We start from the raw sequence: 25,703 nt of genomic DNA, 5'->3' as shown, positions 1-25,703 counted from the left end.
GGTGGTGAGGGAACTACAATCCGCTATTTTGCTGTTTCAAGGCAAATTCAGCGTTTTTCGTGGAAATAAGACCCTGTAGTTCCGCTACTGCCCTCGCATCCCTGCTAGTTGCCTATATAGCGTCCTCTAGTTCCCTTAACAGGGTTTGTCGCTACTAATAGGCTGATCTCTCAGGGCCGCGAAGCCTTTTTTTCTTTAATATATAAGAATTTATATGTTTTGGGGTGAGCGAAGCTTACCCCTTATTTAATTGGCGTCCACCGCAGACTTCTTTGCTGTGGCGGTTTTCGGTTTCAGAAGGCCTAATGAACTGTACGATGTTTATACAGGAGAAATTGGCTACTTTGGAGATTTAATGAACTGAATTGGCGCTATCGAGCAGATTTTAGGCGGAAAGGTGGTCGTTTGCTTGTAATAGAGCTTCTGGGGTTCATTAGATTTTCAGAATGGGCGATTTTGAGCGAATAAAGGGTATTGAGTTCGTTAGGGGTTCGGGCTTGCCCCAAGGTTCGTTGACTTGGCTTGACTTGACTTGGCTTGACTTGACTTGATGACCTAGCCGCCAGGCTAGGTTTTTTCTTATTGCCGTCCACCGCAGACTTTTTTGCTGTGGCGGTTTTCGGTTTCAGAAGGCCTAATGAACTGTACGATGCTTATACAGGAGAAATTGGCTACTTTGGAGATTTAATGAACTGAATTGGCGCTATCGAGCAGATTTTAGGCGGAAAGGTGGTCGTTTGCTTGTAATAGAGCTTCTGGGATTCATTAGATTTTCAGAATGGGCGATTTTGAGCGAATAAAGGGTATTGAGTTCGTTAGGGGTTCGGGTTTGTCCCAAGGTTCGTTGGCTTGGCTTGGCTTGGCTTGAATTGGCTTGACTTGGCTTGGCTTGGCTTGATGACCTAGCCGCAGGCTAGGTTTTTTCTTTATGGCGGATCGTAGACTCTCGAGGGTGCGAAAATCTGGCGATTCGCCACAGATAGCGAATCGTCGTTCCTCTTGCGCTGGTCGTTCCACTAAAGCCTTCGTTCCTCCTAATCTCCTCGTTCATGCGCAACGATCCCTGAACAGATAACGTTCAATGCGTCGCCAAACATGCCAAAAACCCTCGATCCCACCAAAGTGGAATCGAGGGTTTGCGCACGTTAAGGCGTCCAAGTAACTAAGGCCGGATCGACGGCTTTCAAATAGGAAGTTTGAATGAATTCCTTCAGATCGGGCACGGCTTTTATTTTTTCGTTTTTGAGCAGAAAGTTAGAAATGCTGGCTAAGGAATCAACGACTTGAGGCGTAATGTCCAGCGCGTATTTATTTAGTTTGAAGATGCTTTTGATGGAATCGACCTCTGTGTCCAAGGTTTTGCTGACATAGGCGGCGGATTCGTCTGGATTGGATTTGATGTAGGCGGCAGCTTGGCGCAAGGCTCGGAGTAGGGCTTTGGTTGTTTCTGGATTTTTGTCCAGGAAGTCTTTGTGGCCGACAAGCAGGGAGTAAGAAGCGAACAGGGCTTGGGGGCCTTCTTCCCCTGGGACATAGGATTGAGTAGCGGTGAGAAGTGGAAGTCCGCCAGCTTCTTTGACGCCTTTAGCGGCAATGGGCTGCCAAATGACGAAGGCATCGATATCTTTTTTCTGAAAAGCAGGCAAAATTTCGGTTGGACCTACTTTATAGGCTTGAATGCTGCTGACGTCGATCCCGTATTTTTCAACAATTTTGAGGAAAAAGGCTTCCGATGCGGTGCCGGAAACATAGGCGACTTTTTTACCTTTTAAATCCGCCGGTTTTTTTATTTTATCCGGATTGACCACAAGTGTTTGTACACCTGAAATATCGGAATGCTGCGCAATGGCTTGCAGCGGCAGGCCGGAAGCTTTGGCAATAAGGGGAGGGATATCTCCCGTGGAACCATACTGAATGCTCTTGGAAGCAATGGCCGAAACAACATCAGGACCAGCGGCAAATAATTTGAGATCCACGGTTAGTCCTTCTTTTTGGAAATAACCTTGCTCTTTGGCAATAATCAGGAGTGGCGACAATTGAGGATCGCGTCCTGAACCAATGGTGAGAGCAGTCGTCTCCAGCTTGGGCGCTGCTGCAGCAGGTGAACTGGAGGGAGCAGCAGCTTGTTTGGTTTGTCCGCACGCAGCTGCAACAAACACAACCAGAATAAGGAGAAGATGAGGGATTAGACGTTTAAATGGCTGAGTAAATCTTTGAGTATAAAATTGCATAGGGTAAATGCCTCCGTTTGTGTGTGCGTTTATTTCCAACGAATCAGTTGGTTTTCTAGTGCGATTAGCAGCCGATTGATGGTTAATCCGACTAAGCCAATAGCGATCATGCCAACAATGACTTGGTCCGTTTTGTATAAAGATCTACCTTCTTGGATCAGGAAACCAAGCCCCGCATTCGCAGCGATAAGCTCGGAGCCGACAAGGCAGATGAAAGCCATGGAGATACCGGAACGCATGCCAATAACGATGTTTGGGATCGCCGCCCGCAAAGTAACGTAATAGAAAATATGAAAGCGGCTGGCGCCGAGTGATTGAGCTGCTTTGATATGGAGGACTTCCGTTTGACTGACGCCTCCGATGACATTTAGCAGAATGGGGAATAATGCTCCGAAAACGATAATAAATAGTTTGGACATCTCGCCTATACCAAACCAAAGAATGGCTAGCGGGATCACGGCAATCGGGGGGATGGGCCGGATGAGCTCGATCAGCGGGGATAAGGCATTTCTCAACCAAGTCCAAGTGCCCATGGCGATGCCAAGCGGAAGCGCGAGACTGAAAGCGAGCAGAAACCCGAGGAGCACGCGCTGAAGACTGGCAAGCGTATGCGTAAGCAATGACCCATTTGCCAGCATGCCAGCCATGGTTGAGCCAACTTCAAGCGGGCCTGGAAGTAGTGCAGGTGGGACAATATGTAGCGACGTTATGAACGCCCATAAGATAAGTACGCCTATAATGCCAAGGGATTGGATAGCTGTTTTCTTGCCGAGAATAAGGATGGAATCTCCTCCTCTCGCAGCACCGAACTGATCATTTTCTGATAATGGAAAAGACGATCATCATTCCTGTCTCGGATTCGCGGCAGTTTGAGCCTAAGATCCAGCGCTATACGACCGGGTTTAGGCAATAGGACGAGAATTCGATCCGCGAGATAAACGGCTTCCGCAATGCTGTGAGTGACGAATACACAGGTGACCCCGCTCTCATCTTGAATGCGCAGCAATTCACTCTGCATGGTTTCTCTCGTTTGTTCATCCAATGCGGCAAAAGGTTCATCCAACAGCAGGATGGACGGCTCGTTCGCTAACGCCCTTGCCAAGCTGGCCCGTTGTTTCATCCCCCCGGATAAACGGTTCGGGTAATAGGTTTCATACCCATCAAGTCCGACCATTCGAATGCATTTGCGAGCAATGCGTATGCGTTCCGTTTTTGGAAGCCCGTTGATTCGGGGGCCAAGCATCACATTCTGTTCCACAGTAAACCAGGGAAATAAGGCATATTCTTGAAAGACCACTCCGCGCTCGCGACCAGGCTTCGTTATGGGCTGTCCCTGGAGCAAGAGATTTCCTTCATAGGATTGAAAACCAGCCATGCAGTTCAGCAGTGTCGTTTTGCCGCAACCACTTGGACCTAATAAACAAACGAACTCTCCCTCATTGATCTGGATATTAAGCGGACTTAAAACCTGATGGGCTTCACCTGGATAGGTAACACTCAACTGCTGCAATTGTAAAAAGGCGTTCTCTTCGGGCATGGATTCACCTCCTTTTATAAACCTATAATTCCACTAAGGATTATCGGTATTTAATTTTATTGTATCAGCCGCTATTTTTTGTATCCAATATGAAAATCCCTATATGTCTCATTGTTCTAGACCAATAAATGATTATTAGCCAACCAGTTGATTCCACGATATTTCAATGCTAAGCTGAATTCTTTACCAAGTGTTTAGGGAATCGCAGGGGGGATAGCATGATATTTTCACAAAAAAGGTTATCGATGAATTGGTTTCGCAATCAACGCATTCGCTATAAAATCATCTTTATTTATTTTCCGCTGATCTTCATTCCGTTGTTTATTCTGGGCTTTGTCTCCAATCACGTGTACACAGATGCCATTGTCAAGAAGACAATCAAGAATGTCTCCGACAATTCATCCCTGATTATTACACGAATTACGGGCATGTTGACGAATGTGGAAAGCTGCGCGAATATGCTGACGATCAATTTAAATAAAGTAATTGTTGAAGATCCGCAAACGCAGGGGGCTCCCGAAACGAGCCTGCAATTATATACGCAGATTACGAACCAATTGAGTTTTGCCTTGCTCGTCTTTCCGGATGTGCAGTCTGCGGCCTTTATTGATACGAGCAACCGGGTTTTTGGATCAAATCTGTTGTTGGAACGTAATTTGGAACAGATTCGCAGCAGCGAAATGCTGCGTCAAATTGACAGCTCGAGCGGAAATAACATCTGGTATCCCATGCAGCGGCGAGACTATTTGACACATGATTCCGGTGAAACTGTTATGACGCTCGGGAAGCGGATCGTGAATATTTATACCGGACAGAAGCTGGGGATTCTCGTTTTGAACATCAAAGAAAGCTCGTTATCCTCGATTTATCAGAAAATCGGCTCCATACAAGATGGCAGCTACTTCATTGTCAATGAGCAAGGTGTGGTCGTCTCGTCACAACAGCCGCAGGAAGTCCTTCAGGAAGTGGCCGACCCGGCATTGAAATCGTGGATCACCTCCAGCACACATCAATCGGATTTGACTTCCTTTCAGCATGAGAAAACGCTTGTTGTCAGCTCCGATGTTCCCAGCTTCGGCTGGAAGCTGATCTCAATGGCGCCTCTGGAGTCCTTAACCGCAGATACGCGTAAGATCACGCTGCTCATCGTGCTGATTGGATTCGTTTGCTTGTTCTTTGCTTTGTTGGGGGCAGGGATGCTGTCCCAATTAATCGCAAAGCCGATTATGGGGCTGACCAAGCATATGAAGAAGGTCAAAGAAGGCACGCTGGACCAAGAATTCCAAGTTGATTCCGAGGATGAAATCGGACTTCTGGCGTCCGGCTTTAACGCGATGATTCAGCGTATACAAGAGCTCTTAACGAACGTTAATTTTGAACAAAAAAAGAAACGCGAATATGAACTCGCACTCATTCAGGCCCAAATTAAACCGCATTTTCTGTATAACACGCTGGATGTGATCTACACCTTGTCGGAGATGGGACGGGCTAGGGACGTGCAGCGTACGACCAAAGCGCTGGCCGATTTTTATCGGGTCGCGCTAAGCAAAGGGCGAGAAACGATTACGCTGGAGGAAGAAGTCCGCAATGTGAAAGACTATTTATCGATCCAGCGTATCCGCTATTCCGATGTATTTAACTATGAATTCGATATTCATAATGATGCGCTAAGCGGATTGATACCCAAGCTTACCATCCAGCCTCTTGTGGAGAATGCGATCTATCACGGGTTGAAGACCAAAGGAAGTCTCGGACTTCTTAAGGTAACGGGTGAAATCGTCGAAGGCAAGATCCGGATCAGGGTCAGTGATGATGGGGTGGGCATGCCGCCAGACCGTCTGGAGGCTTGGGCGATGAATCAGATAACACCGCAAGATGCGATTGGATTCGGCATGCGGAATGTCAATGATCGCATCCGGTTATATTTTGGCGATGAGTATGGTCTACAAATCCAAAGTCAATTGGGGCAGGGGACGGAAGTGACCCTGTGGCTCCCTTTTCAAAGTGAGGAATAAGAAGACATGCAGAAAATATTGATCGTGGATGATGAATCCATTTTCCGTGAATACTTGCGTACGGCTTTAGAATGGGAAGCTTATGGCTTTGAGATTTGTGCGGAAGCGAAGAATGGGATTGAAGCGTTGGAACAGGTGGACCGCCATCATCCGGACATTGCCTTGGTGGATATCACGATGCCATTCATGGACGGACTCAGCTTAACGGAGCAATTAAAGGAGCGTTATCCTGAGACCAGTGTGGTTTTGATTACGGGGCATAACGAATTCGATTATGCGCGCAAAGCGCTCAAACTGGGCGTTGAGGATTATATTCTCAAGCCTTTTTCCAAAGATGAGCTGATTTTGACGCTGCTCAAGCTGCAGAAGGAGCATCAGCGGGCACAAGAGGAGAAGTCGACGCTCAAGGAAAATCAGCAGTTGATGAAGGAGAGCTTTCTTAACCACCTGCTCAGCAGCGACTATAATCATTCCGACGAGGAAACGCGGCTGAAACTTGCGCAATTCGGTGAGTCTTTCGAGTCAACTTGCTTTGTTGTAGCTTGCATCGAGATTGATAATATGGATCTCAAATGGAATAAAGTGAGCGAACGCTTGCTATGGAAGTATGCGGTAACGAATATTCTCAACGAAGCATTGGAGGAAACCGAGAACCATCTGATCTTCAATGGACCGGAGGGGCGCATTATTTGTTTAGTTGAGCATCAAGGGAAAGAAAGTCTGGAAATACCGATGCTCGGTGGCTATGAGAAGCTATGTTTTCTGATCAAAAAATATTTGAAGTTCACCATCACGGTCGGCGTGGGGCGAAGTCATTCTGGCTATAAAGGCATTCGTGTTTCCTATCTGGAAGCGCTCGAGGGATTGCAAAACAAGTTTGTGCTTGGCAATGACCGTGTCATAGCTTTTGGTTCCACGGCACTCGAGACAGGGGGACAAGCTTTCTATCCTACAGAGGTGAACGAAGATATCCTGATGCAAATGCGTATGCAAAACGATGAAAAGGTTGAAGCGAAGCTGGAGGAAATCTTTCAGTCCATTCGTGAACAGCGATTGTCTCTTGACTATACGTATGTCATTAGTATGGGCTTGATTTCGGTTTGCTTGTCGTATGTGACGGAAACAGGACATCCGATTGAAGACTGCTTCGGAGAAGCCTTTTTCCCATACAGTGAAATTAAGCGCTTGGAATCCATCGAAGCTACTTCGGTGTGGATTAAGCAGTTGTTCCATCAGGCTATTGTCTATACAGGCAAGCATAGAAAGACGCGCTCGTCCAAAATTGCTCAATCGGCCAAAGAGTATATAGAACAGCACTATGGTGATCCGGAGCTGCAGCTCGACCAAATCGCTCAACAGGTTTTTATTAATTCCAGCTACTTGCGCGCTGTGTTTAAGAAGGAAATTGGGATGACCGTTACTGATTATGTGACGCATATTCGTATGCATAGAGCCAAAGATCTGCTCGGCAAAGGGAACATCCGGTTAGCGGATATTGCTGAACAGATCGGATTCAGCGATCCCAGCTATTTTAGTAAAAGTTTTAAAAAGTTTTTTGGATATTCCCCTAGTGAATATGAGAATAATCGGTTGTAGCGGTGATTTCTGAAATGTGCGGATTTTACAAGAAGCCCTCAGTTATTCCATTATCACAAGGCTCATTTCCTTTTATACTCAATCTTGTAAAGAAGAGAAACGCACACGATGCCTGGGAGGTCCAAACAAATGAAAAAGATGGCAGTCACGTTGGTAAGTTTACTTGCCGCAACAAGTCTAGCGGCTTGTGGATCCACGAACACGACCAAAGAGGGAAGCGCAACAACAACTCCTGCAACTACAGCGGCAGCAACAGCAGCGGCTAAATCGGACGCAAAGCCGGTTAAGCTCAAAATTTATGCGCAATATGCAGATGAAGATACAAAAACACCTTATGACTATGCGGTTGCGGAACTGAAGAAGGAAATGCCGAATGTTGAGCTTGAGCTTGATATTCAAGCACAAGATGATGGTCAGAAGTTGAAAACTTATGCGGCTACAGGCAACTTGCCGGACATTTTCCAAGCAGGGCTGGACATTATTGATACATTTAAAAAATCCAACAACATCTTGGTCTTGGACGATTACGTAACGAAATTAGGTTTCAAAGATAAAATGCAGCCTAGCGCGATGAACACGCTAGTTACGGATGATGGACATACGTACGCACTTCCTTATGCCGGTAACGAAGTAGCTCTTCTTTATTATAATAAAGATCTATTTACGCAAAATGGTGTGAAAGTGCCGACAACCTACGATGAAATGATGACGGCTGTTCAAGCCTTCAATGCCAAAGGGATAACGCCATTATCCATCTTCGCCAAAGAGAAATGGCCTTGCGTAGCGCTTTATGACATGTTCGTATCGCGTGCTGAGCCTGCTGGTGTAACGAAGCTGGATAAAGGATTGGCTAAAGCTGACGATCCTGCCTACAAAACAGCTGCCGAGAAAATCATTGAGCTTGTAAAAGCTGGCATGCTGCCAAAGGGTGCAACCAACTTGAACTATGACCAAGCAGCAGCCCTTTACCATGAAGGTAAAGCAGCGATGTTCATCAACGGTCAATGGGAAATAGAAGCAGCAACCAAAGCGCTTGGCGACAAAGCAGGCTACATGTACCTTCCGGCTGCAGACGCAGCTGCTTACGAAAAAGGCAAAACAGCATTCAGCGGCAGCGGTGGACCTGGTGGATATGCCGTATCCGCGAATACTAAGGACAAAGAGCTTGCAGCAAAAGTAGCATCGTTCATTTCCTTGAAATATGCCGAGTACAAATACACAAACCGCAGCAATCCTATCGTGGCAACGAAAGTTGACAAGCCGATCGTGAAGCCATTCCCGGCTATGATGGATCAACTGTCCAAAGATATTCCGAAAACAACAAGCACAACAGCTTTCTCATGGGGATTGTCCAATCCTAAATTCAAAGCAGCACTTGAAGATGCCACACAAAACTTGATGACTGGTAACTACACAGCAGATCAATTCGTTAAAGACTTGAATAAAGCCGCAGTAACCGCGAAATAAAAGAAGTTTCTATGGAAAAGGAAACTCACACTGGATCGCAAGTCCGGTGTGAGTTTTCTACTAAAAAAGGGAAGTGATGACATGCGCAAATTCATGGGAAACAGGGCGGCGATTATGTTGTTTACGCTGCCTGCGCTCCTTTTGTATACAGTAATTGTGTTTTATCCGATTCTACAAACTTTCTATCGCAGCACATTCGAATGGGATGGACTCAGCGAAGGCACTTTTATTTTTCTAGATAATTACATTCGCTTGTTTCAAGACAGCATTTTCTATACCTCTTTGTATAATGGTCTTGTTTTTGCAGGCATCTTAGCAGTCGTTCAAATTGGTATCGGCAGCGTGCTTGCTTTTGCCGTAGCCGAAGGTTTCAAGGGAAGCAAGTTTCTGCGCATCAGTTACTTTATTCCTGTTGTGCTTTCGATTACGGTTGTGTGTCAGCTTTGGCTGGCGATGTATAACGGTGAATATGGGTTGATCAATAAAGTGTTTGAAGCACTAGGCCTTTCTTATCGCCAAGATTGGTTGACGAACAGCAAAACGGCCATTTTTGCCATTGCTTTCGTGAATGCTTGGCAGTACATGGGGTATCAGTTCGCGCTGTTGCTGGCGGCAGTGAAATCCGTTCCAGAACAGTACTTGGAGGCCGCGCGTATCGATGGTGCTTCCAAGTTACGAGCGCACATCTCCATTACGATTCCCATGTTGGCTGAAACCTATAAATTCTGTTTGGTTTTGGCAATTACTGGTGGATTAAATGCATTTGCCAACATGTTTATTATGACGGGCGGGGGTCCAGGGAACTCCACTTACACGCTGACTTATCTGATGTATCGCTCGGCATTCCGTGTAGGCGAGTTCGGTTACGGCAGCGCCGCGGCAGCTTTCCTTGTCATCGAATGTTTGATTGTGACGCTTGCGATTAACCGTTTGATCGCCAGAGAACGAATTTCTTTCTAAGGAGGATGACAGATGAACGGAATACTCAAATTGCGTAAAAAGAATCCGCTCCTGGGCATCTTCTTATGGGTGTATGCAGGCTTGTCGGTCTATCCGCTGATTTGGATGGTCTTTTACTCGCTCAAAAATAATAATGAAATCTTCGTTACTAATCCATTTGGTTTTCCAACGCATTTGCGGTTTGAAAATTATGTGGATGCTTGGTCCCGATTTAATGTCCCGGTCTACTTCAGCAACAGCTTGCTGGTGGCTGCGGCAACCGTTGTGGGTACGATTGCACTTTCTGTGACGTTTTCGTATGCGGTTGCGAGAATGCAGTGGCGCTGGAAGGAAGCGGCTCGCATCTACGTTGTGATCGGCATGTTCATTCCCGTCCAAGTGATTATGATACCGCTCGCGATTCTCGTGCGCGAATTCCATTTGGCGAATACGTACTGGGCCTTAATCGTTCCCTATATTGCCTTTAACATCTCATTTTCCAGCATGGTGTTCTACGGCTTCTTTCGTAGTATTCCCGTTGAACTTGAAGAATCTGCCTGCATGGATGGAGCCAGTATTTACCGTACATTCTATTCGATTATTCTGCCTATCATCAAACCAGCGATTGCTACGATGGTAATCTTCGTCTTCTTAGCGGCATGGAATGAATTCACCATGGCCCTCATCTTGATCACCAAGGAATCCTTGAAGACGCTGCCGCTGGGTCTTTTATTTTTCCAAGGTCAGTTCACGACTAATTGGGGAGCTATGGGCGCGGCTATGACGATCGCGAGCTTGCCGACGGTCCTCGTTTATGTCCTGTTCAGCGAGCAAGTTGAAAAAGCGTTAACTGTTGGTTCAGCTGTAAAAGGGTAATGGGTACATGAAAAAGAGCCTCTTGGGGGCTCTTTTTTTTATAGTTCAACATTGAAAGCAAGAGACAGCCTGGAGATGAACTCATTTTGGGACAGCCCCTTTCACTGAAACGGACTAATTACTGCCCTTACTAACCCAAAACGTGACATTGTCACCTTGCAACCCCTTGCTACCAGACTTAGGGTCCTGCTTGGTAACAGTCCCTTTGGGCTGATCGCTTGCTTCAATGACATAGTTGTAATGCAGTCCAACAGCAAGCATCAGTTGCTCAGCTTCTTCCTGTGTCTGGCCTACCAGGTTCGGAATGACGACTTCTTCCGCTTGTTTGTTAACATCTCCGGCAGGTTTCGTCGGGACAGCGCTAGCTGTCGGTGTTGCTGTAGGAGTCGGTGCCGACTTTGTTTGGGTTGGCGTCACGGCTGCAGGATGATCTGTGTTGGAGGGCCATAAGGCCCAGACGACGATAATGACGATGACCAGAACTGCGATAGCTCCCAGACCTGCTTTGGTTAGCCAACTAACAGGCTGATCGCCTTTAGTTCGTGCGCGCGGCTCCTCGCGGATTTCATTTGCATCCTCAACAGAAGCTGTTTCTTCCGTCTCCGGTAATGGTTTCCGTTGATAAGAAGGCTGAGTAGGCGTCGAAACAGCTTCTATAGCGGTTGAAGGCAGACTCCTTAAACCGAATATGAGGGAGGAGAGGGAGGCTTGACCTTGACAAACGAGTTTGATCAGACGAATGAGTGCCATTTTCTGCTCATAGGTAGCCGTAGGAATAGAAGCGCGTTCCAAATGGGTGTGCATCACCTCGAAAGCGCCCGGAATCGTCTCCGCGCCAGTAAAGAGCTGAATCATTAAGCGGCATAGTCCCACAGCTCCTTGGGTCTGTGGATGGCCTACATCCCAGTAATTGATGACGGACAGTTTGTCATGATCAGATAACCAGAGATTATCTGCGTCCACGGAAAAGCCGGTAATCCGCTCTTCCATCGCATCGAGCAGGGAGACGCCTAAATCTGCTATTAGCGCGACGATAGCTGGATATGTCCATCCCTTCATTCGTTGTGAAAATAAGGAGCCGGGCTTTGCTTGTAAAATAATGGTTACGGAAGTTTCGTCGACAGAGGTATCCAGAATATGTTGAAAACCATCGTGGATGAAGGCAGCTTTGTGATTTAACTTGCTTATATATTCTACGCCGGATTGTCCGGGTTGTAATTTTATATGATAAAGATGAACTTTGCGTGTTAGAAAGATATCGTCACCGTAAGTCAGATTTCCCTGTGGTAAAGAGAGGATCAGAGCTCCAGGTTTATATCTTGTTCCCATTTTATTGTGCATGCGAATGACATCCTCTCCTAGGTGGCTCTTCAGGATTTCCTTCTATTATATATGATTCGTGCGCATTTAGGAATTTAGAATCAAAGTTCCCGAGATTGAAAAAGGGGATAATATGCGGGCTATTTTCTTTTTCTATTTCTATTGAACTAAACTCTATGATTCATTTGGCCTAAATGATATGATGGGTTTACAGTATTATTTACAATATGATCCAAATTGAGGGGGAAAATTGGTGAAAAAAGTCGCAATTTTGGGCGGCGGGGTAGCCGGGATGAGCGCCGCGCATGAATTGATTATCAGAGGTTATGAGGTATCGGTTTACGAGTTTAAGAGTATTCCGGGTGGGAAAGCCAGAAGCATGCCTTTTGTTGGCAGCGGTGTTGATGGCAGGAAGGATCTGCCTGGAGAGCATGGATTCCGTTTATTTCCTCGCTTTTACAGACATGTAATTGACACCTTGAAACGAATTCCTTATGAAAATGGCTTTGTATATGATAACTTGATGGAAGTAACACGGTTGGATATTGCCACTTACACAGCGCCATTACTTCCATTATTGGCCAAAATTGAATTTAGTTTGGATAATTTTCTTGTTATCATTAAAGATCTGTTTGATAATGGATTGGGACTCACGGCTGACGATATGGAGCAATACGGACGGAAGCTGTGGCAAGTGATGACGAGCTGCGATGAACGCATCCGCGAGGAATACAACCTCATTGATTGGTGGAACTTCATTGAAGCTGAACAACAATCCCCGGCGTTTCAGAAGATTTTTGCAGGCTTTACCAAGACGCTTGTCGCCTGTCAATCCCAAATTGCCAATACACAAACGGTAGGCCCTGTCGCTGTTCAGATGACATTGGATATCACAACGCCAGGTACAAGCTTCGTCCGTCTATTAAACGGTCCGACGAATGACAAATGGATTCAACCTTGGCTGAACTTTTTGCAAGGACATGGTGTTGATTATCATTTGGCTGCGAAGGTTGAGAGCATTGACTGTGTAGACGGTGTCATAAGCGGTGCGAAGATTACCGAAAATGGTCAAACATTTGAGATCGAAGCTGATTATTATATCGCCGCATTCCCTGTGGAAGTGATGGGGAAATTCGTCACCGATGCGATGGTTCAAGCGGACCCAGGTTTAGCAGGCGTGCAGAAACTGGTGGATTCGGTAGCCTGGATGAATGGTATTCAGTTCTATTTGAAGGAAGAGCTGCCTATTACGCATGGTCATGTGATTTATTTGGATGCCCCTTGGTCATTGACTTCTGTATCTCAGAAGCAATTCTGGCCGGATGTTGACCTAAGCAACTACGGAGACGGTACGGTAAAAGGCGTGTTATCCGTCGATATTTCGGATTGGGATACGCCAGGAATCTTATTTGGCAAATCGGCGACTTATTGTACAGCGGAAGAAATTAAAGCAGAAGTATGGGCGCAAATGAAGAAAAGTTTGAATGTTGACGGCGCTGTCATCCTCGAAGATGACGTTCTGCATTCCTGGTTCTTGGACACGGATATTCAATTTGAGAATCCAGACCAAGCTTGTACGAATATGGAGCCGCTGCTTATTAATCGCGTCGGCACTTGGGATTTAAGACCGGAAGCCTACACAGCAATTCCTAATCTGTTTCTTGCCGCGGATTATGTGCGTACGAATACGAACCTTGCTACTATGGAGGGAGCGAATGAAGCGGCACGCCGCGCAGTGAACGCCATTTTGACGCAAGACGGGTCAACGGAAGAACCGTGTGAAATTTGGGATATGTATACGTTTGAGCTATGGAACATTGACGTTTTGAAGCCGTATCATCACCACGACAAGCGTCGCTTTGAAAAAGGACTTCCTTGGGATGGCAAGCTTTTTTAGAGACGTACCTAGCTGCTTGATTACCTAGGAGGATTGTATGTTAATTTTGCCGGAATATGATTTGATCAGACAAATTTATCAAGGGGATCGGACCGTGCTTTTTCGCGCGATACATAAGGTAACCTTGGAAAAAGTGATCATCAAAACACTGCGTTCAGATTTCCCTATTCCCGCGGATATTGCTAGATTGAAACGAGAATTCGAGATTGGCAGCATGCTGGACATACCAGGGATTGTTAAGCCGCTTGCGCTGCCCAAACATCAGAACGGTGTCGCGCTTATCTTGGAGGACTTCGATGGGGAGACATTGTCTGCTTATTTCCCTGTGTTTCGCCAGTCGCTGCAAACCTTCTTAACCTCTGCAATTCAATTGGTCAAAATCGTCGGGGACATTCATCAACGTTATGTCATACATAAAGATATTAAACCAAGCAATATTATCATAAATCCAGAAAAACAAATTATGAAGCTGGCGGATTTCAGTATTTCATCGTTTACCAGAGAACGGCAGGAAATGCTGGATCCCCTGATGCTCGAGGGTACGCTCAGCTATATGTCTCCTGAACAAACAGGTCGGATGAACCGCATTATCGATTATCGTACTGATTATTATTCCTTAGGCGTTACGTTTTACGAAATGCTCACCGGAAGGCTTCCGTTCCAAACGGAAGATCCGGTTGAGCTGATTCACTCGCATTTCGCTGTGACCCCGATACCTCCTGATCACATTCGGATGGATATCCCTAAGCCGTTATCGGAAATCGTGATGAAACTGCTTGCCAAGAACGCGGAAGAACGGTATCAAAGCGCTTACGGCATCATTCAGGATCTTGAACATTGCTTAATGATCGTCAACTCACCTGATGATACGCAAAGCTTTGAAATCGGGCTCTATGATATGACGGATATGTTTCAGATTCCGCAAGGATTGTACGGACGAGCCAAAGAAATAGAGAAACTGCTCCATGTGTATGGACGTGCCGTTCACGGTTCGTTGGAGGCCGTTTGGGTCACCGGCGAATCCGGCTATGGCAAATCCTTTCTGATCGCCGAAACGATGAAGACGATTATGAAGGAGAATGGCTGGTTCTTGCCAGGCCGATTCGAGCCGAACAAGCAGCATGTCTCCTACCATGCGCTCGCCAAAGCGTTAAGACAGCTTGTGCGTCAGCTCTTAACCGAAAAGGATGAACAAATTGAGGAATACCGCGGAAAACTGCTCAGAGCGTTGGGCTCGAGCGGTAAAGTCCTGATTGATCTCATTCCCGAGCTTTTGGTACTTATCGGTGAACAGCCGAATGTCAAGCAGCTGCCGCCGCAAGAAACGCAGAATCGATTGCATTTCTTACTCCAGCAGTTTCTTTTTACTTTCTGTGTGAAAGATCGGCCGATTGTGTTGTTTCTCGATGATTTGCAGTGGGCGGACGCCGCCTCCTTGCAATTTATTGAGCTGCTTTTGAACGATTCGCAAATGCGGCATTTCCTTTTCATCGGTTCTTATCGCAGTGAAAGCGAGAATTTGCTGTCGACTACGCACGTTCAATTGCTGGATAAGCTGCCTGAACGGCTTGTTTCTGAGCGTATTTCGCTCCAACCACTGGAGATCGGAGCTATAGAGCTGCTAGTTGCAGAGTCACTCAAGACCGAACAGCACCATGTCGCAGAGCTTGCTCAGTTGATTCTCCAGAAAACAGGGGGAAATCCCTTCTTCGTCAAGCAATTCCTCACAGCCTTGTATGAGCAGAACTTGCTTGCTTTTAGCTATGAGGACAATCGTTGGATTTGGGATATAAAGGAGATTCAGAAGCTTAGAATTACAGATAATTTGATGTTTCTCCTGGCTGAAAAGCTGCTTAGAATGCCTGCCCGAACGCAGCATTTATTGCGCTTAGCCGCATGCTTGGGTGCTTCCTTTGATCTAGAAGCGTTGGGGATTATCGCGATGACGGGGTTCACAGAAGTTCTGCAGGTGCTGGAAATCTCCATTCAAACCGGCTTGATTATTCCGGTAGGAACCGACTACAAGTTCTATCATGACTCGCAAGGAAATTCAGCGGCACAAGATATTCGATTTATGTTCGTGCATGATTCCATTCAGGAAGCCGTCTATGGTTCTATTGAGCAGTATGAACTTCCGGACATGCATCTCATGATCGCCAATAAACTTTTGGAGCTCTTGCAAGAGGAAGAAATTGAGCAGCGCCTTTTCGATATTGTTAACCATATGAACATAGGGTCAGGACTCTTGAAGGAGCGGGAAGCGCTTATTCAATTGCTGGAATTTAATCTCCGCGCAGGGCGCAAAGCTAAGTCTTCCAATGCCTATCGCTCTGCTTTGCAGTATTACAACAAGGCTTTGGCGCTGCTTACGCTCGTAGAGGGAAAAGAACTTGCTGAACTTAGCTTCTCTATCCGACTTGAGAAGTCGGAAGTGCTTTATTTGAATGGTCAAGCAGATGAAGCGGAAGCTTCCTATGAGCTGCTGCTGTCAGACGCAGGAACGAATGAATTGAAGCTGGAAGTGTATAATCTGCAAGTTATTTTGTACACCAATGTCGGCAAACAGCACAAGAGTGTTGAAGTCGGACTCAAGGCTTTAGCTGAGCAAGGACTGCGTATTCCCAGGGAGCCGACCAGCGTGAATATCTTCTTAGCCTATATGAATTTGAAGGCGAAGATTGGACGCAAGAACACGCTGCAGCTGTATGATCTTCCGCTCATGGAAGACGCGTACATGACACGGCTCATGAATTTAATGATGAGTATCGCGGTCTCCGCGTATTTCGTCAATACGAATTTATTCGTCCTGTTCATGTTTATCATGACCAAAAATGCCTTGAAGTACGGCAATTCCTCGGTGATGGCCTATGTCTATGGTTCCTATGGCTTGATTCTCGGATCGGGCTTTGGGGATTATCAACTCGGGTATCAGTACGGACAATTGGGCGATAGAATGAATACCAGATTTCAATCCCATCAGTTCCGCAGCAAAAGCCATTTTTCATTCGGTTTATTCGTAACGCCATGGGTCAAGCCGCTTCAGATCTGTTTGGAGCATTTGAAGGAGTCATTCATAAACGGGATTGAGGATGGCGATTTGGTGTTCGCTGGGTATGCTTTGACATACCAGGTGTTAGCTAAGGATTTTCAAGGTGTCACGCTTTCCGAAGTGCAGGAAGACCTCGCTAAGCATTACCGTATCTTAGAACAAACGAATCATCATGATACGCTTCTCATGTTGGAAATGCTTCGCATGGTGATTCTGAATATGGAAGGAAAAGCTGCAAATCCTTTGATCATCGGTACGGATGAAGAGGAAGAAGATCGATTCGTGCGCAAACTGGAAATCCATCCCAATCAAGTCATTTTACATGAGTATACCGTGAAAAAAATGATGTTGTACTACTTATTCGGTCAATTTGCTGATGCGGTTAAGACGGGGAAGAATGCTGAACCGATGCAGTCGGTCTCCTTCGGTTTGTTTCATATTCCTGAGAACTTTTTCTACTACACCCTGTCGATTACGGCTGTGTATAGAGAAGCTGCGGTGGCTGATCAGCGGATGTATGCCAAATTGATCCGGAAAATGCTGCGCAAGATGGACAAATGGGCTGGCCATTGTCCGGAGAATTTCCTGCATCTTAGCCTGCTCATGCATGCGGAATGGCATCGTGTAACAGGTCATATCCAGAAAGCGGAACGAGCCTATGAACAGTCCATTCGGCAAGCGCGGGAGCAGGGTTTCATCCAACATGAAGCGATGGCCTGCGAGCTGGCAGGAAGGCATTACAAAGAGGCTGGCAGGGACAAAATCGCCAAAACTTTCCTGGTGGATGCTTACTACGGCTACTTAAGCTGGGGGGCAAAAGCGAAGGCCGATGAACTTAAAATGAGGTATCCGAATTATTTGACCTCACTCAAGGAACAACAGGATTGGAGTACAACGAATATCAGCGATTATTCGCTGCAGGCGCTCGATTTCATGACGATCATGAACACATCCAGATCCTTATCCAGTGAGGTCAACCTGGAGCAGTTAATCAAGCGTTTGATGGAAGTCGTTACGTTCTCTTCCGGCGCAGAGCGAAGCGTCCTTGTATTGAAAGAGAGAGACAGTTTGCTCGTTGAGGCCGAGATGCTGGCGATTGATGGCAAGGATTCCTGTATAGTGAATGCGATATCATTAGAAAGCAAAGATGATCTTCCGGCTTCAGTCATTCAGTTTGTGGCGCGCACCAAAGAAGGCGTCGTTCTGGATGATGCTACGAATAAAGGATTCTTTACGCACGACCCCTATATTCGCGCATCCGAAGTGAAATCCATTTTCTGTGAGCCCATCCTGCATCAAGGGAATCTTGTCGGCGTTTTTTACTTGGAAAATAACTTGATTCGCAATGCCTTTACTTCGGATCGCTTGGATATTATTAAGCTGCTGTCTGCGCAGGCTGCAATTTCGATCGAAAATGCAAGGCTTTACAATGACCTTGAATCCAAAGTGAAAGAGCGGACCAATGAATTGATTTTGATGGAAACATCGCGTCGTGACTTGCTCTCGAATATTTCCCATGACCTGGGTACACCCTTAACGAGTATTCAAGGCTATGTGGAAGCTATTCTGGACGGTGTGATTCAGGAGCCGGAAGAGCAGAGAAAGTATCTTTCAGTCGTTCATATGCGAATTGTCGGTATTCAGCGACTCATTACGGATCTCTATCAGCTTAGCCGCTTGGAGACCAAACAATTCCATTTCCAATTGGCTCCGACCTCCTGTCAATCGATGGTGTGTCAGCTATTCGCCAAATATGAATTGGATGCAGCGAATGCAGGCATTACGTACACGCTGGACATGTCACCGAGTGATGGTGGAGATGATTTGCTCTTGACCGTAGACACGGATCGTATTGAACAGGTATATGCCAATATTCTGTACAATGCAATTAAATTTACGGCTAGAGGTGGATTCATTAACGTGTTTGTGACGATTAGACCCGAACCGTTCGAACTGGTCGTTCGGGTAACCGACACGGGTGTAGGGATTAGTGAAGAGGATTTGCCGCACATTTTCGAACGCTTCTATAAAGTTTCCAAATCGCGGAGTACGTCTGGCGGAAGCGGGTTGGGTCTTGCCATTGCCAAAGAAATTGTCCAATATCATGGTGGACAAATATGGGCGGAAAGCCGCCTCGGCAAAGGCTGCAGTATCTCGTTCTCCTTGCCTGTACATCGGATTTAACTAGGAATATCTCACATATAATGTGGGATATTTTTTGTTTATATAGAATCGCTACTATGAAGCCAATAAAAGCAAGGGTGGCAAAAAGATACGTCCCGAAGTGCTGAAAGAAATCCGGAAATTTCGAGATTGTGGAAACCCGAAAAAAGGGTTTAAGCTGCTCGCATGTGAAGGGTGCCTCGATCTTAAGGTGGTGCCTTTTTGGTGCAAGGGGTGTTTCTGCACGCCGTGTTCATGCGGAGGAACGGAAGAGTGGAGCCCGTGTCTTGTCTGAGGACGTATGTCAAGTCAACCATCGACATGTTATCTTGACCATCGACGAAGGTCTAAGAGACATGTTTTTGGGTTGGGGTGAGTGAAGCTTGCCCAGAATTTAAATGTTGGAGATTGACGCCAGTCTCCAGGCTAGGGTTGTAGGCGGCCCCATCACGATGGAGGGGTTCGATGCGATGTGATGAGAACAAGGTAGCTGTGAACGTACTTATTTGTTCGAATTGCTGCTGGTTTGGAGGTATAAACAAGCTATTTGGCAGAATGAGATCCTCTTGCTTTGCAATCGCGCGGAGATAAGGGAACGTCAAGCCGCGATTGTAGGAAAATCTGTCATGATAGGGATCCAGAGGGAACTATAGTGCGCTATAATTGCGAAAACCGCCATATTCCACGCCAGAGGGAACTACGATCCGCTATTGCACCATTTCCCGATTGGAATCAGCAGGTTCCGCTTAAATAGCGGATCTCAGTTCCTTTTCATGCTACGTTTACCCCAGTTCCTGCCATTTAGCGGATCATAGTTCCTTTTCACATGATGTTTTCTGTCATTGCAAAGCCCAAAGGGAATAGGATCCGCTAGATTGCTGAAAACCGTTATGAAGATGCTCATCTCTCAGGGCAGCATAGCCGTTTTTCTTCTTACGGTCGAATGGTAACTCTAGTATGAATAGGGACAAGCACGGCAAGCTCCAAAACATCTTCGTTGTGCATTCTAATGCAGCCGTGAGACGTTTGCTTGCCAATCGAAGAAGGATCGTTCGTGCCATGTATCCCATAGTGGGGCTTGCTGAGTCCCATCCAGAGCACACCAAAAGGTCCACCTGGATTAGGTTGCTTGTTAATAATGTAATACTCGCCTGTGGGCGTTTTGGTAACCATTTTGCCAATGCCAACAGGGAAGCCCCGGACGACTCGATTGACATCCAGCAGGTATAGCTGGAAATCAGATAAGTCCACAATAATGCGGTAATTTGGCATGATAAGCTCACCTCTGTATATTCTATGTAAGAAGGCGTAAATGGAAATAAGCTTTTTCGAAATTCGAATTTACTTATGGTATACTTCGTAGGAATTCAGTCATCGAAGGAGAAACAGACATGCAATCATTTGTACAGGAGAATCCAACCCGAATTTGGTTCGGGGAAGGTCAAATTAAGCAGTTACAGCAGGAACTTGGTTCCGCGGGCAAAAGGGTTCTGCTCGTCTATGGCGGCGGGAGCATTAAGGCGAATGGTGTATATAAAGCTGTCAAGGAACAGCTTGAGCATAGGCAAGCCGAGGTCTTTGAACTTTCTGGCGTAGAGCCGAATCCGCGGCTAACCACCGTTAACAAAGGGATTGAGATTTGCCGTGATAAGCAAATTGAACTCATTTTGGCCGTAGGCGGAGGCAGTGTGATCGATTGCGTCAAAGCGATTTCCGCAGGAGCTTATTACGAAGGAGATTTCTGGGATATTGTTACACGCCAAGCGGTACCGACGCGGGCAATCCCATTTGGAACGGTATTGACGTTAGCCGCGACAGGCTCAGAGATGAATAACATTTCGGTCATCACACATTGGGAACGAAATGAAAAACGAGGATGGAGCAGCCGGCTTGCCTATCCGAAATTTTCCATTCTGGACCCGACTTATACGCATTCGGTGCCCATGGACCAGACCGTGTATGGCATCGTGGATATGATGTCTCATGTACTGGAACAGTATTTCCATAGGACTTCAAATACAACGATGATCGATCGCTTCATGGAATCCGTGTTGTTGACGGTGATCGAAGCAGCGCCGATGTTGCTTGCCGATTTGCACAATACGGATTTCCGCGCTGCGGTTATGTATGCGGGGACTACGGCATTCAATGGATTATTATCCAGCGGCACGGATGGAGGGGACTGGGCTTCTCACCAAATTGAGCATGGCTTATCGGCGATTTATGATATCCCCCATGGGGGAGGCCTCGCGATCTTATTCCCGAACTGGATGCAGCATTGTGCAGAGGACGATCCCTCACGGATGACAAAGCTGGCAGTGAATGTATTCGGTATTGATTCGGCTGGCAAGACGGATTATGAGATTGCTTCAGAAGGCATACTTGCGCTGCGTAATTTCTGGAACTCATTAGGCGCGCCGAGTAAGCTTGGCGACTATGGGATCGATGCTTCTCGATTCGATGAATTGGTGGAAAAATCATTTATGAAGGACAAAGTGGGGCAATATAAAATCATGACGCGCGAGACCGTCAAAGACATTTTGATGCGTTCGCTGTCATGAAATATTATGCTTATGTATTGGCTGGTGCTTGCAGCTTTGGTCTTTTGTCTACCTTTGTAAAAAAAGCGTATGAATCTGGCTTCCATGTAGGAGAAGTCGTTGGCAGCCAGAATGTGTTCGGCGTTCTGATGATGTGGATCTTAGTTCTGGTCGCAGCCAAATCAGCCAGAAGCAGCAGCACTTCCGCGCCTGCGAATTACCGAGTCGCGCCGCGGCAAGCTCTCATGCTGATGGCTATTGGCACAACTTCCGGCTTAACCGGTATCTGTTATTATGCAGCTTTGCAATATATTCCGGCCTCATTTGCCATTATTCTCTTGTTTCAATTCACGTGGATGGGAATTGTTCTGGAAGCCATTATAGAGCGCAAGCGACCTGGCAAAGAGAAGCTGCTTTCGCTTCTTATTTTGTTTGTTGGCATCATCATGGCCAGTGGATATTTAAAAGGCGGCCAAGAAGCTCCGTCCTGGGTTGGGATTCTGCTGGGCTTGCTGTCCGCGCTGACGTATGCGTTATTTATTGCTTTTAACGGCAAAGTATCCGCCCAAGTGGCGCCGATTACGCGCAGCGCGATCATGCAATCTGGATCTTTGGTGCTGGTGATGTGTATCTTTCCGCCACATTTTTTGTTCAATGGCTCTCTGCATGAAGAGTTGCTGCCGTGGGCGCTGCTTCTGGCCTTTTTTGGCGTCGTCATTCCGCCGCTATTTTTTGCTATCGGTGTTCCTCGTATCGGAGGAGGGATGGCGACTATTATGAGTGCGGCCGAATTGCCTACCGCGGTTATTATGTCATTTGTCGTGCTGCATGAAACCGTGAACGGACTGCAATGGCTTGGCGTGATTATCACGATGTTCGGGATCGCGCTGCCGGAGCTGCTCAAGCGAAGGAAACGGCGGGCTTTGCGGGAAAACGAAGGGAACAGCGGGCTCTGAAGGAAGCGAAGGAAACGGCGTTCACTGAAGGAATAAGTGTGCATACAGGTGTGCATCTCATCGTCAAGATGGGGTGTGCATTTTTTTTTGAAGAGTTTATATGGTTTGGAGTGAACGCGGAGTTATGCCAACAGCCTCTCGCGGAAATAAAGGAACTACGATGCGCTATTCAAGCTAAAAGTGTCATTTTCGGTAGGGTGAGAGAACTACAGTACGCTATTTTTCCGTTTAATGGGGATTTTGAACGTTTTCGTGGAAATAAGACCCTGTAGTTCCGCTACTACCCACGCATCCCTACTTTTTGCCTAATTAGCGCCCTCTAGTTCCCTTACAAGGTTTTGCCGCTAAGAAGAGGCGGATCTATCAGGGCGGCTAAACCGCCGTTTTTCTTATTTTAGTGTGACTCCCTTTCCGATGTCACAAGCAGTTTTTCACTCAAAAAGTTGTAAAAGTTCATACTTCTTCCTGAAAATGCAGTAGCTAATCTCCAACTTTCCTTTTATTGTAAATCTAAGGAGGTGAATGATAAGCTGAATTGAAAGCGCTTAATTTAAAGCGTGAGTCGAAAACGAACCCATGAGAGGAAGGATGACTGTGATGAAAAAACCAATGGTAAGCGCCTTATGTTGGATGCTGGTTGCCGTATTGGGACTACAGTTGCTTAGTGGATTCCTGTTTCCCAAAGAGACGGAGGCGGCTGCGGTGACGGTTCAAAATGGGATACAGTTTAAAGATACGAGTGGAAATATCATTCATGCGCATGGAGGAGGGATTATTAAAGTAAGCGGCTATTATTATTGGTTTGGGGAGAATCGCAACACGGATGGAACCTTCAATGCAGTGTCTTGTTATCGATCCAGCGATCTCAAAACATGGGAGTTCCGTAACAATGTCTTAACGAAAAATTCAGCAGCGGAGCTGAACGTCTCCAATATTGAAAGACCTAAGGTCATTTATAATAGTTCAACAGGTCAATTCGTTCTATGGATGCATTGGGAAAATGGCGTCGATTACGGGCAAGCGCGTACAGCGGTGGCATCTTCCAGCACGGTGGATGGCTCCTATACGTATCAAGGAAGTTTTCGCCCGCTTGGCTATGACTCCAGGGATATGACAGTGTTTAACGATAATGGAACCGCCTATTTAATTTCGGCTACACGCGTGAATGCGGATATGAACATTTACAAATTAACATCCGATTTCCTTGGTGTTGATTCATTGGTGTCGACGCTGTGGGTCGGGCAATATCGGGAAGCGCCTGCCATGTTTAAGCGAAATGGTGTATATTTTCTCGCGACCTCAGGGGCGACAGGCTGGGATCCGAATCAAGGAAAATATGCGACAGCGACAAGTATCACTGGGATATGGAGCGGACTGAGCAATTTTGGCGACGGGACAACGTATGATTCCCAAAGTGCGTACGTACTGCCGATCGATGGTTCGTCGACAACATCTTATTTGTATATGGGCGATCGTTGGGCAGGCGCTTGGAGCGGCAAAGTCATGGAATCCCGTTATGTCTGGCTGCCGCTGACGTTCCCATCGAGTACCTCGATGTCGATGAGTTGGGGCAGTAATGTCACGATTGATACGAGTACAGGGACGGTTTCTGCCGCTTCGCCAGCCATTGATACGAATGCTTACTATTATCTGGAGAATCGCAATGGAGGCAAAGCCCTTAATGTGCTTAATCAAGGCACGGCGAACGGCGATAACCTTGAGCAATATATCGATAACGGCTGGTATTCTCAGCAATGGAAATTTGTAAGCGCAGGCAGTGGATACTATAAAATATTGAATCGTGCCAGTGGTAAAATTATTGGCGTCGAGAATGGATCGACAGCAGATGGCGCGATTATTGAGCAGTGGACAGATGGTGGATGGACCAGTCAGAACTGGCAAGTTATTGATAACGGGGCAGGTAATTTCAAGCTGAAGAACAGAGCGACTTCAAAACTTATTGATATCTCTGGAGCTTCCAAAGCTAGTGGCGGAGAGGCAATTCAATGGACAGACAACGGTGGCAAGAATCAACAATGGCGGCTTTTGAAAGTTGAATAAATGATTTGACTCGGCTATCCCCGCTGGTTTGTGCGGTGGGTAGCTTTTACTATGAGGGGGAGAAATTGAGGAGGATTGGACATGCGGAAGGCTGGATTGGTAAGCTAGAAGCAGCAATGTTTGAAACCGATGAAGATTAAGCGTCGTAATACATACTAGTTATTTTTGAATAGGGGGATTATAGGCATGGCTTTTTTTAAGAAAATGTTAGCTCGCGTCGGTATTGGCAATATTGATCTGGATACACAGTTCCATACGGAAGAATTTATTCCCGGTGAAATTGTCGAAGGGGTCATTGTTGCAAAAGGTGGAAGCGTCGAGCAAAAGGTAGACCGCATTTATTTTCAAATTATGACGGAGTATGTGAAGCCAGTAGAGACGGACTCGAATCGCGATGGCCGAGTAGAAGTGAGAATGCAAAAGGAGAACGTGGTCATAGCTAATATTTTGCTGGGTGAGAGCCTTATTTTTGCGCCGGGCCAAACGATTGAAATCCCTTTTGATTTCGTCCTGCCGCATGAAACACCGATTTCAATTGGCGTCAGTCCGATCTGGGTTCGAACGGGAATGGATATTGATAATGCAGTAGATCCTTCTGATCGTGATGATATAGAAGTTTTGGCGCACCCGCATGTGGCCGTTATATTTGAAGCGCTGGAGGAACTAGGCTTTCATTTGCACAAAGCGGAGAATGAATACTATCCACAGGCCAATTATCATCTGCCATTCATACAGAACTTTGAATTTATTCCGTATCAAAATGGCGAGTATCGCAGCTCCGTGGACGAGGTTGAGCTTATTTTGTACCCGGATGAAGATGGGGTTGAAATCATTCTGGAATTCGACCGCAAAACGCGCGGTTTCAAGGGGCTAATGGCAGATATGCTGGATCTGGATGAGTCCCGTGAGCGGTACTATTTCGATGCAGAGGAGCTGGAAGAAGGAGCTGAATCTGTCGCGGATCGGTTTAGAGAGATTTTTGACGAGTTGCTGGAGGCATAGTGGAATAAGGAACGACCGTACATAGTGGTGAAAAGTAGAGGCTGTCTCGAAAGG

General features: G+C 46.4%; 16 protein-coding genes and 2 pseudogenes. 13 read left to right on the top strand and 5 right to left on the bottom strand.

What is annotated here, in order from left to right:
• Window positions 1-1,145 precede the first annotated feature (1,145 nt).
• The 3 genes from IEY34_RS02040 to IEY34_RS02030 form a co-directional block, all read right to left on the bottom strand.
• Entirely contained in the window at window positions 1,146-2,231 is a 1,086-nt protein-coding gene (locus tag IEY34_RS02040) for an ABC transporter substrate-binding protein (protein ID WP_189006806.1), read from the bottom strand.
• A gap of 29 nt (window positions 2,232-2,260) precedes the next feature.
• On the bottom strand, window positions 2,261-2,878 hold the full coding sequence (locus IEY34_RS02035; RefSeq protein ID WP_189006804.1) for an ABC transporter permease: 618 nt from the start codon (window positions 2,876-2,878) through the stop codon (window positions 2,261-2,263).
• Window positions 2,879-2,964: 86 nt separating this feature from the next.
• Window positions 2,965-3,768 (bottom strand): ABC transporter ATP-binding protein, encoded by an 804-nt coding sequence (locus IEY34_RS02030; protein WP_189006803.1) that lies wholly within the window; start codon window positions 3,766-3,768, stop codon window positions 2,965-2,967.
• Window positions 3,769-3,986: 218 nt separating this feature from the next.
• Between IEY34_RS02030 and IEY34_RS02025 the strand changes: the two genes are divergently transcribed.
• The 5 genes from IEY34_RS02025 (at window position 3,987) to IEY34_RS02005 (ending at window position 10,661) form a co-directional block, all read left to right on the top strand.
• Window positions 3,987-5,783: a sensor histidine kinase gene (locus IEY34_RS02025; RefSeq protein ID WP_189006801.1), complete on the top strand. Its 1,797-nt coding sequence runs from the start codon at window positions 3,987-3,989 to the stop codon at window positions 5,781-5,783.
• 6 nt (window positions 5,784-5,789) lie between these two features.
• Window positions 5,790-7,379: a response regulator gene (locus IEY34_RS02020; RefSeq protein ID WP_189006798.1), complete on the top strand. Its 1,590-nt coding sequence runs from the start codon at window positions 5,790-5,792 to the stop codon at window positions 7,377-7,379.
• Between the two features lie 129 nt (window positions 7,380-7,508).
• On the top strand, window positions 7,509-8,846 hold the full coding sequence (locus tag IEY34_RS02015) for an ABC transporter substrate-binding protein (RefSeq protein WP_189006795.1): 1,338 nt from the start codon (window positions 7,509-7,511) through the stop codon (window positions 8,844-8,846).
• 81 nt (window positions 8,847-8,927) lie between these two features.
• Complete coding sequence (locus IEY34_RS02010; protein WP_189006792.1) at window positions 8,928-9,806, top strand: carbohydrate ABC transporter permease; 879 nt, start codon at window positions 8,928-8,930, stop codon at window positions 9,804-9,806.
• Window positions 9,807-9,818: 12 nt separating this feature from the next.
• Window positions 9,819-10,661: a carbohydrate ABC transporter permease gene (locus IEY34_RS02005; RefSeq protein WP_189006789.1), complete on the top strand. Its 843-nt coding sequence runs from the start codon at window positions 9,819-9,821 to the stop codon at window positions 10,659-10,661.
• 114 nt (window positions 10,662-10,775) lie between these two features.
• Here IEY34_RS02005 and IEY34_RS02000 read toward each other — a convergent pair whose 3' ends face one another.
• A complete protein-coding gene (locus IEY34_RS02000; RefSeq protein ID WP_189006786.1) occupies window positions 10,776-12,002 on the bottom strand; it encodes a PASTA domain-containing protein in 1,227 nt (408 codons plus the stop codon).
• A 232-nt stretch (window positions 12,003-12,234) separates the two neighbouring features.
• On the opposite strand from IEY34_RS02000, the gene IEY34_RS01995 reads away from it, so the two are divergent.
• From IEY34_RS01995 to IEY34_RS38055, 4 genes and pseudogenes are all read left to right on the top strand, one after another.
• Window positions 12,235-13,878 carry a hydroxysqualene dehydroxylase gene (locus IEY34_RS01995; protein WP_229757417.1) on the top strand — a complete coding sequence of 548 codons (1,644 nt, stop codon included), beginning with the start codon at window positions 12,235-12,237 and terminating at the stop codon, window positions 13,876-13,878.
• Window positions 13,879-13,915: 37 nt separating this feature from the next.
• Window positions 13,916-18,601: pseudogene (locus tag IEY34_RS01990) on the top strand (ATP-binding protein); the annotation flags it as partial.
• Window positions 18,602-18,655: 54 nt separating this feature from the next.
• Window positions 18,656-19,111, top strand: a complete 456-nt coding sequence (locus IEY34_RS37645) for a sensor histidine kinase (protein ID WP_373291139.1) — start codon at window positions 18,656-18,658, stop codon at window positions 19,109-19,111.
• Between the two features lie 73 nt (window positions 19,112-19,184).
• A pseudogene (locus tag IEY34_RS38055) lies at window positions 19,185-19,455 on the top strand (transposase zinc-binding domain-containing protein); the annotation flags it as partial.
• Between the two features lie 568 nt (window positions 19,456-20,023).
• Here IEY34_RS38055 and IEY34_RS01980 read toward each other — a convergent pair.
• A complete protein-coding gene (locus tag IEY34_RS01980) occupies window positions 20,024-20,362 on the bottom strand; it encodes a L,D-transpeptidase (protein ID WP_189006780.1) in 339 nt (112 codons plus the stop codon).
• Between the two features lie 119 nt (window positions 20,363-20,481).
• On the opposite strand from IEY34_RS01980, the gene IEY34_RS01975 reads away from it, so the two are divergent.
• From IEY34_RS01975 to IEY34_RS01960, 4 genes are all read left to right on the top strand, one after another.
• Complete coding sequence (locus IEY34_RS01975; RefSeq protein ID WP_189006778.1) at window positions 20,482-21,651, top strand: iron-containing alcohol dehydrogenase; 1,170 nt, start codon at window positions 20,482-20,484, stop codon at window positions 21,649-21,651.
• Window positions 21,648-22,586 (top strand): EamA family transporter, encoded by a 939-nt coding sequence (locus tag IEY34_RS01970; RefSeq protein WP_189006776.1) that lies wholly within the window; start codon window positions 21,648-21,650, stop codon window positions 22,584-22,586. Before IEY34_RS01975 ends, IEY34_RS01970 begins: the two co-directional genes overlap by 4 nt.
• 597 nt (window positions 22,587-23,183) lie before the next feature.
• Window positions 23,184-24,647: an RICIN domain-containing protein gene (locus tag IEY34_RS01965; RefSeq protein WP_229757415.1), complete on the top strand. Its 1,464-nt coding sequence runs from the start codon at window positions 23,184-23,186 to the stop codon at window positions 24,645-24,647.
• A 186-nt stretch (window positions 24,648-24,833) separates the two neighbouring features.
• Window positions 24,834-25,649: a sporulation protein gene (locus tag IEY34_RS01960; RefSeq protein WP_189006774.1), complete on the top strand. Its 816-nt coding sequence runs from the start codon at window positions 24,834-24,836 to the stop codon at window positions 25,647-25,649.
• The last annotated feature ends 54 nt before the right edge of the window (window positions 25,650-25,703 follow it).

The organism is Paenibacillus marchantiophytorum, assembly GCF_014640555.1.
GTDB lineage: Bacteria > Bacillota > Bacilli > Paenibacillales > NBRC-103111 > Paenibacillus_E > Paenibacillus_E marchantiophytorum.
Note: the sequence above shows the minus strand (reverse complement) of the source record. Positions and strands in the feature narration are given on the sequence as shown.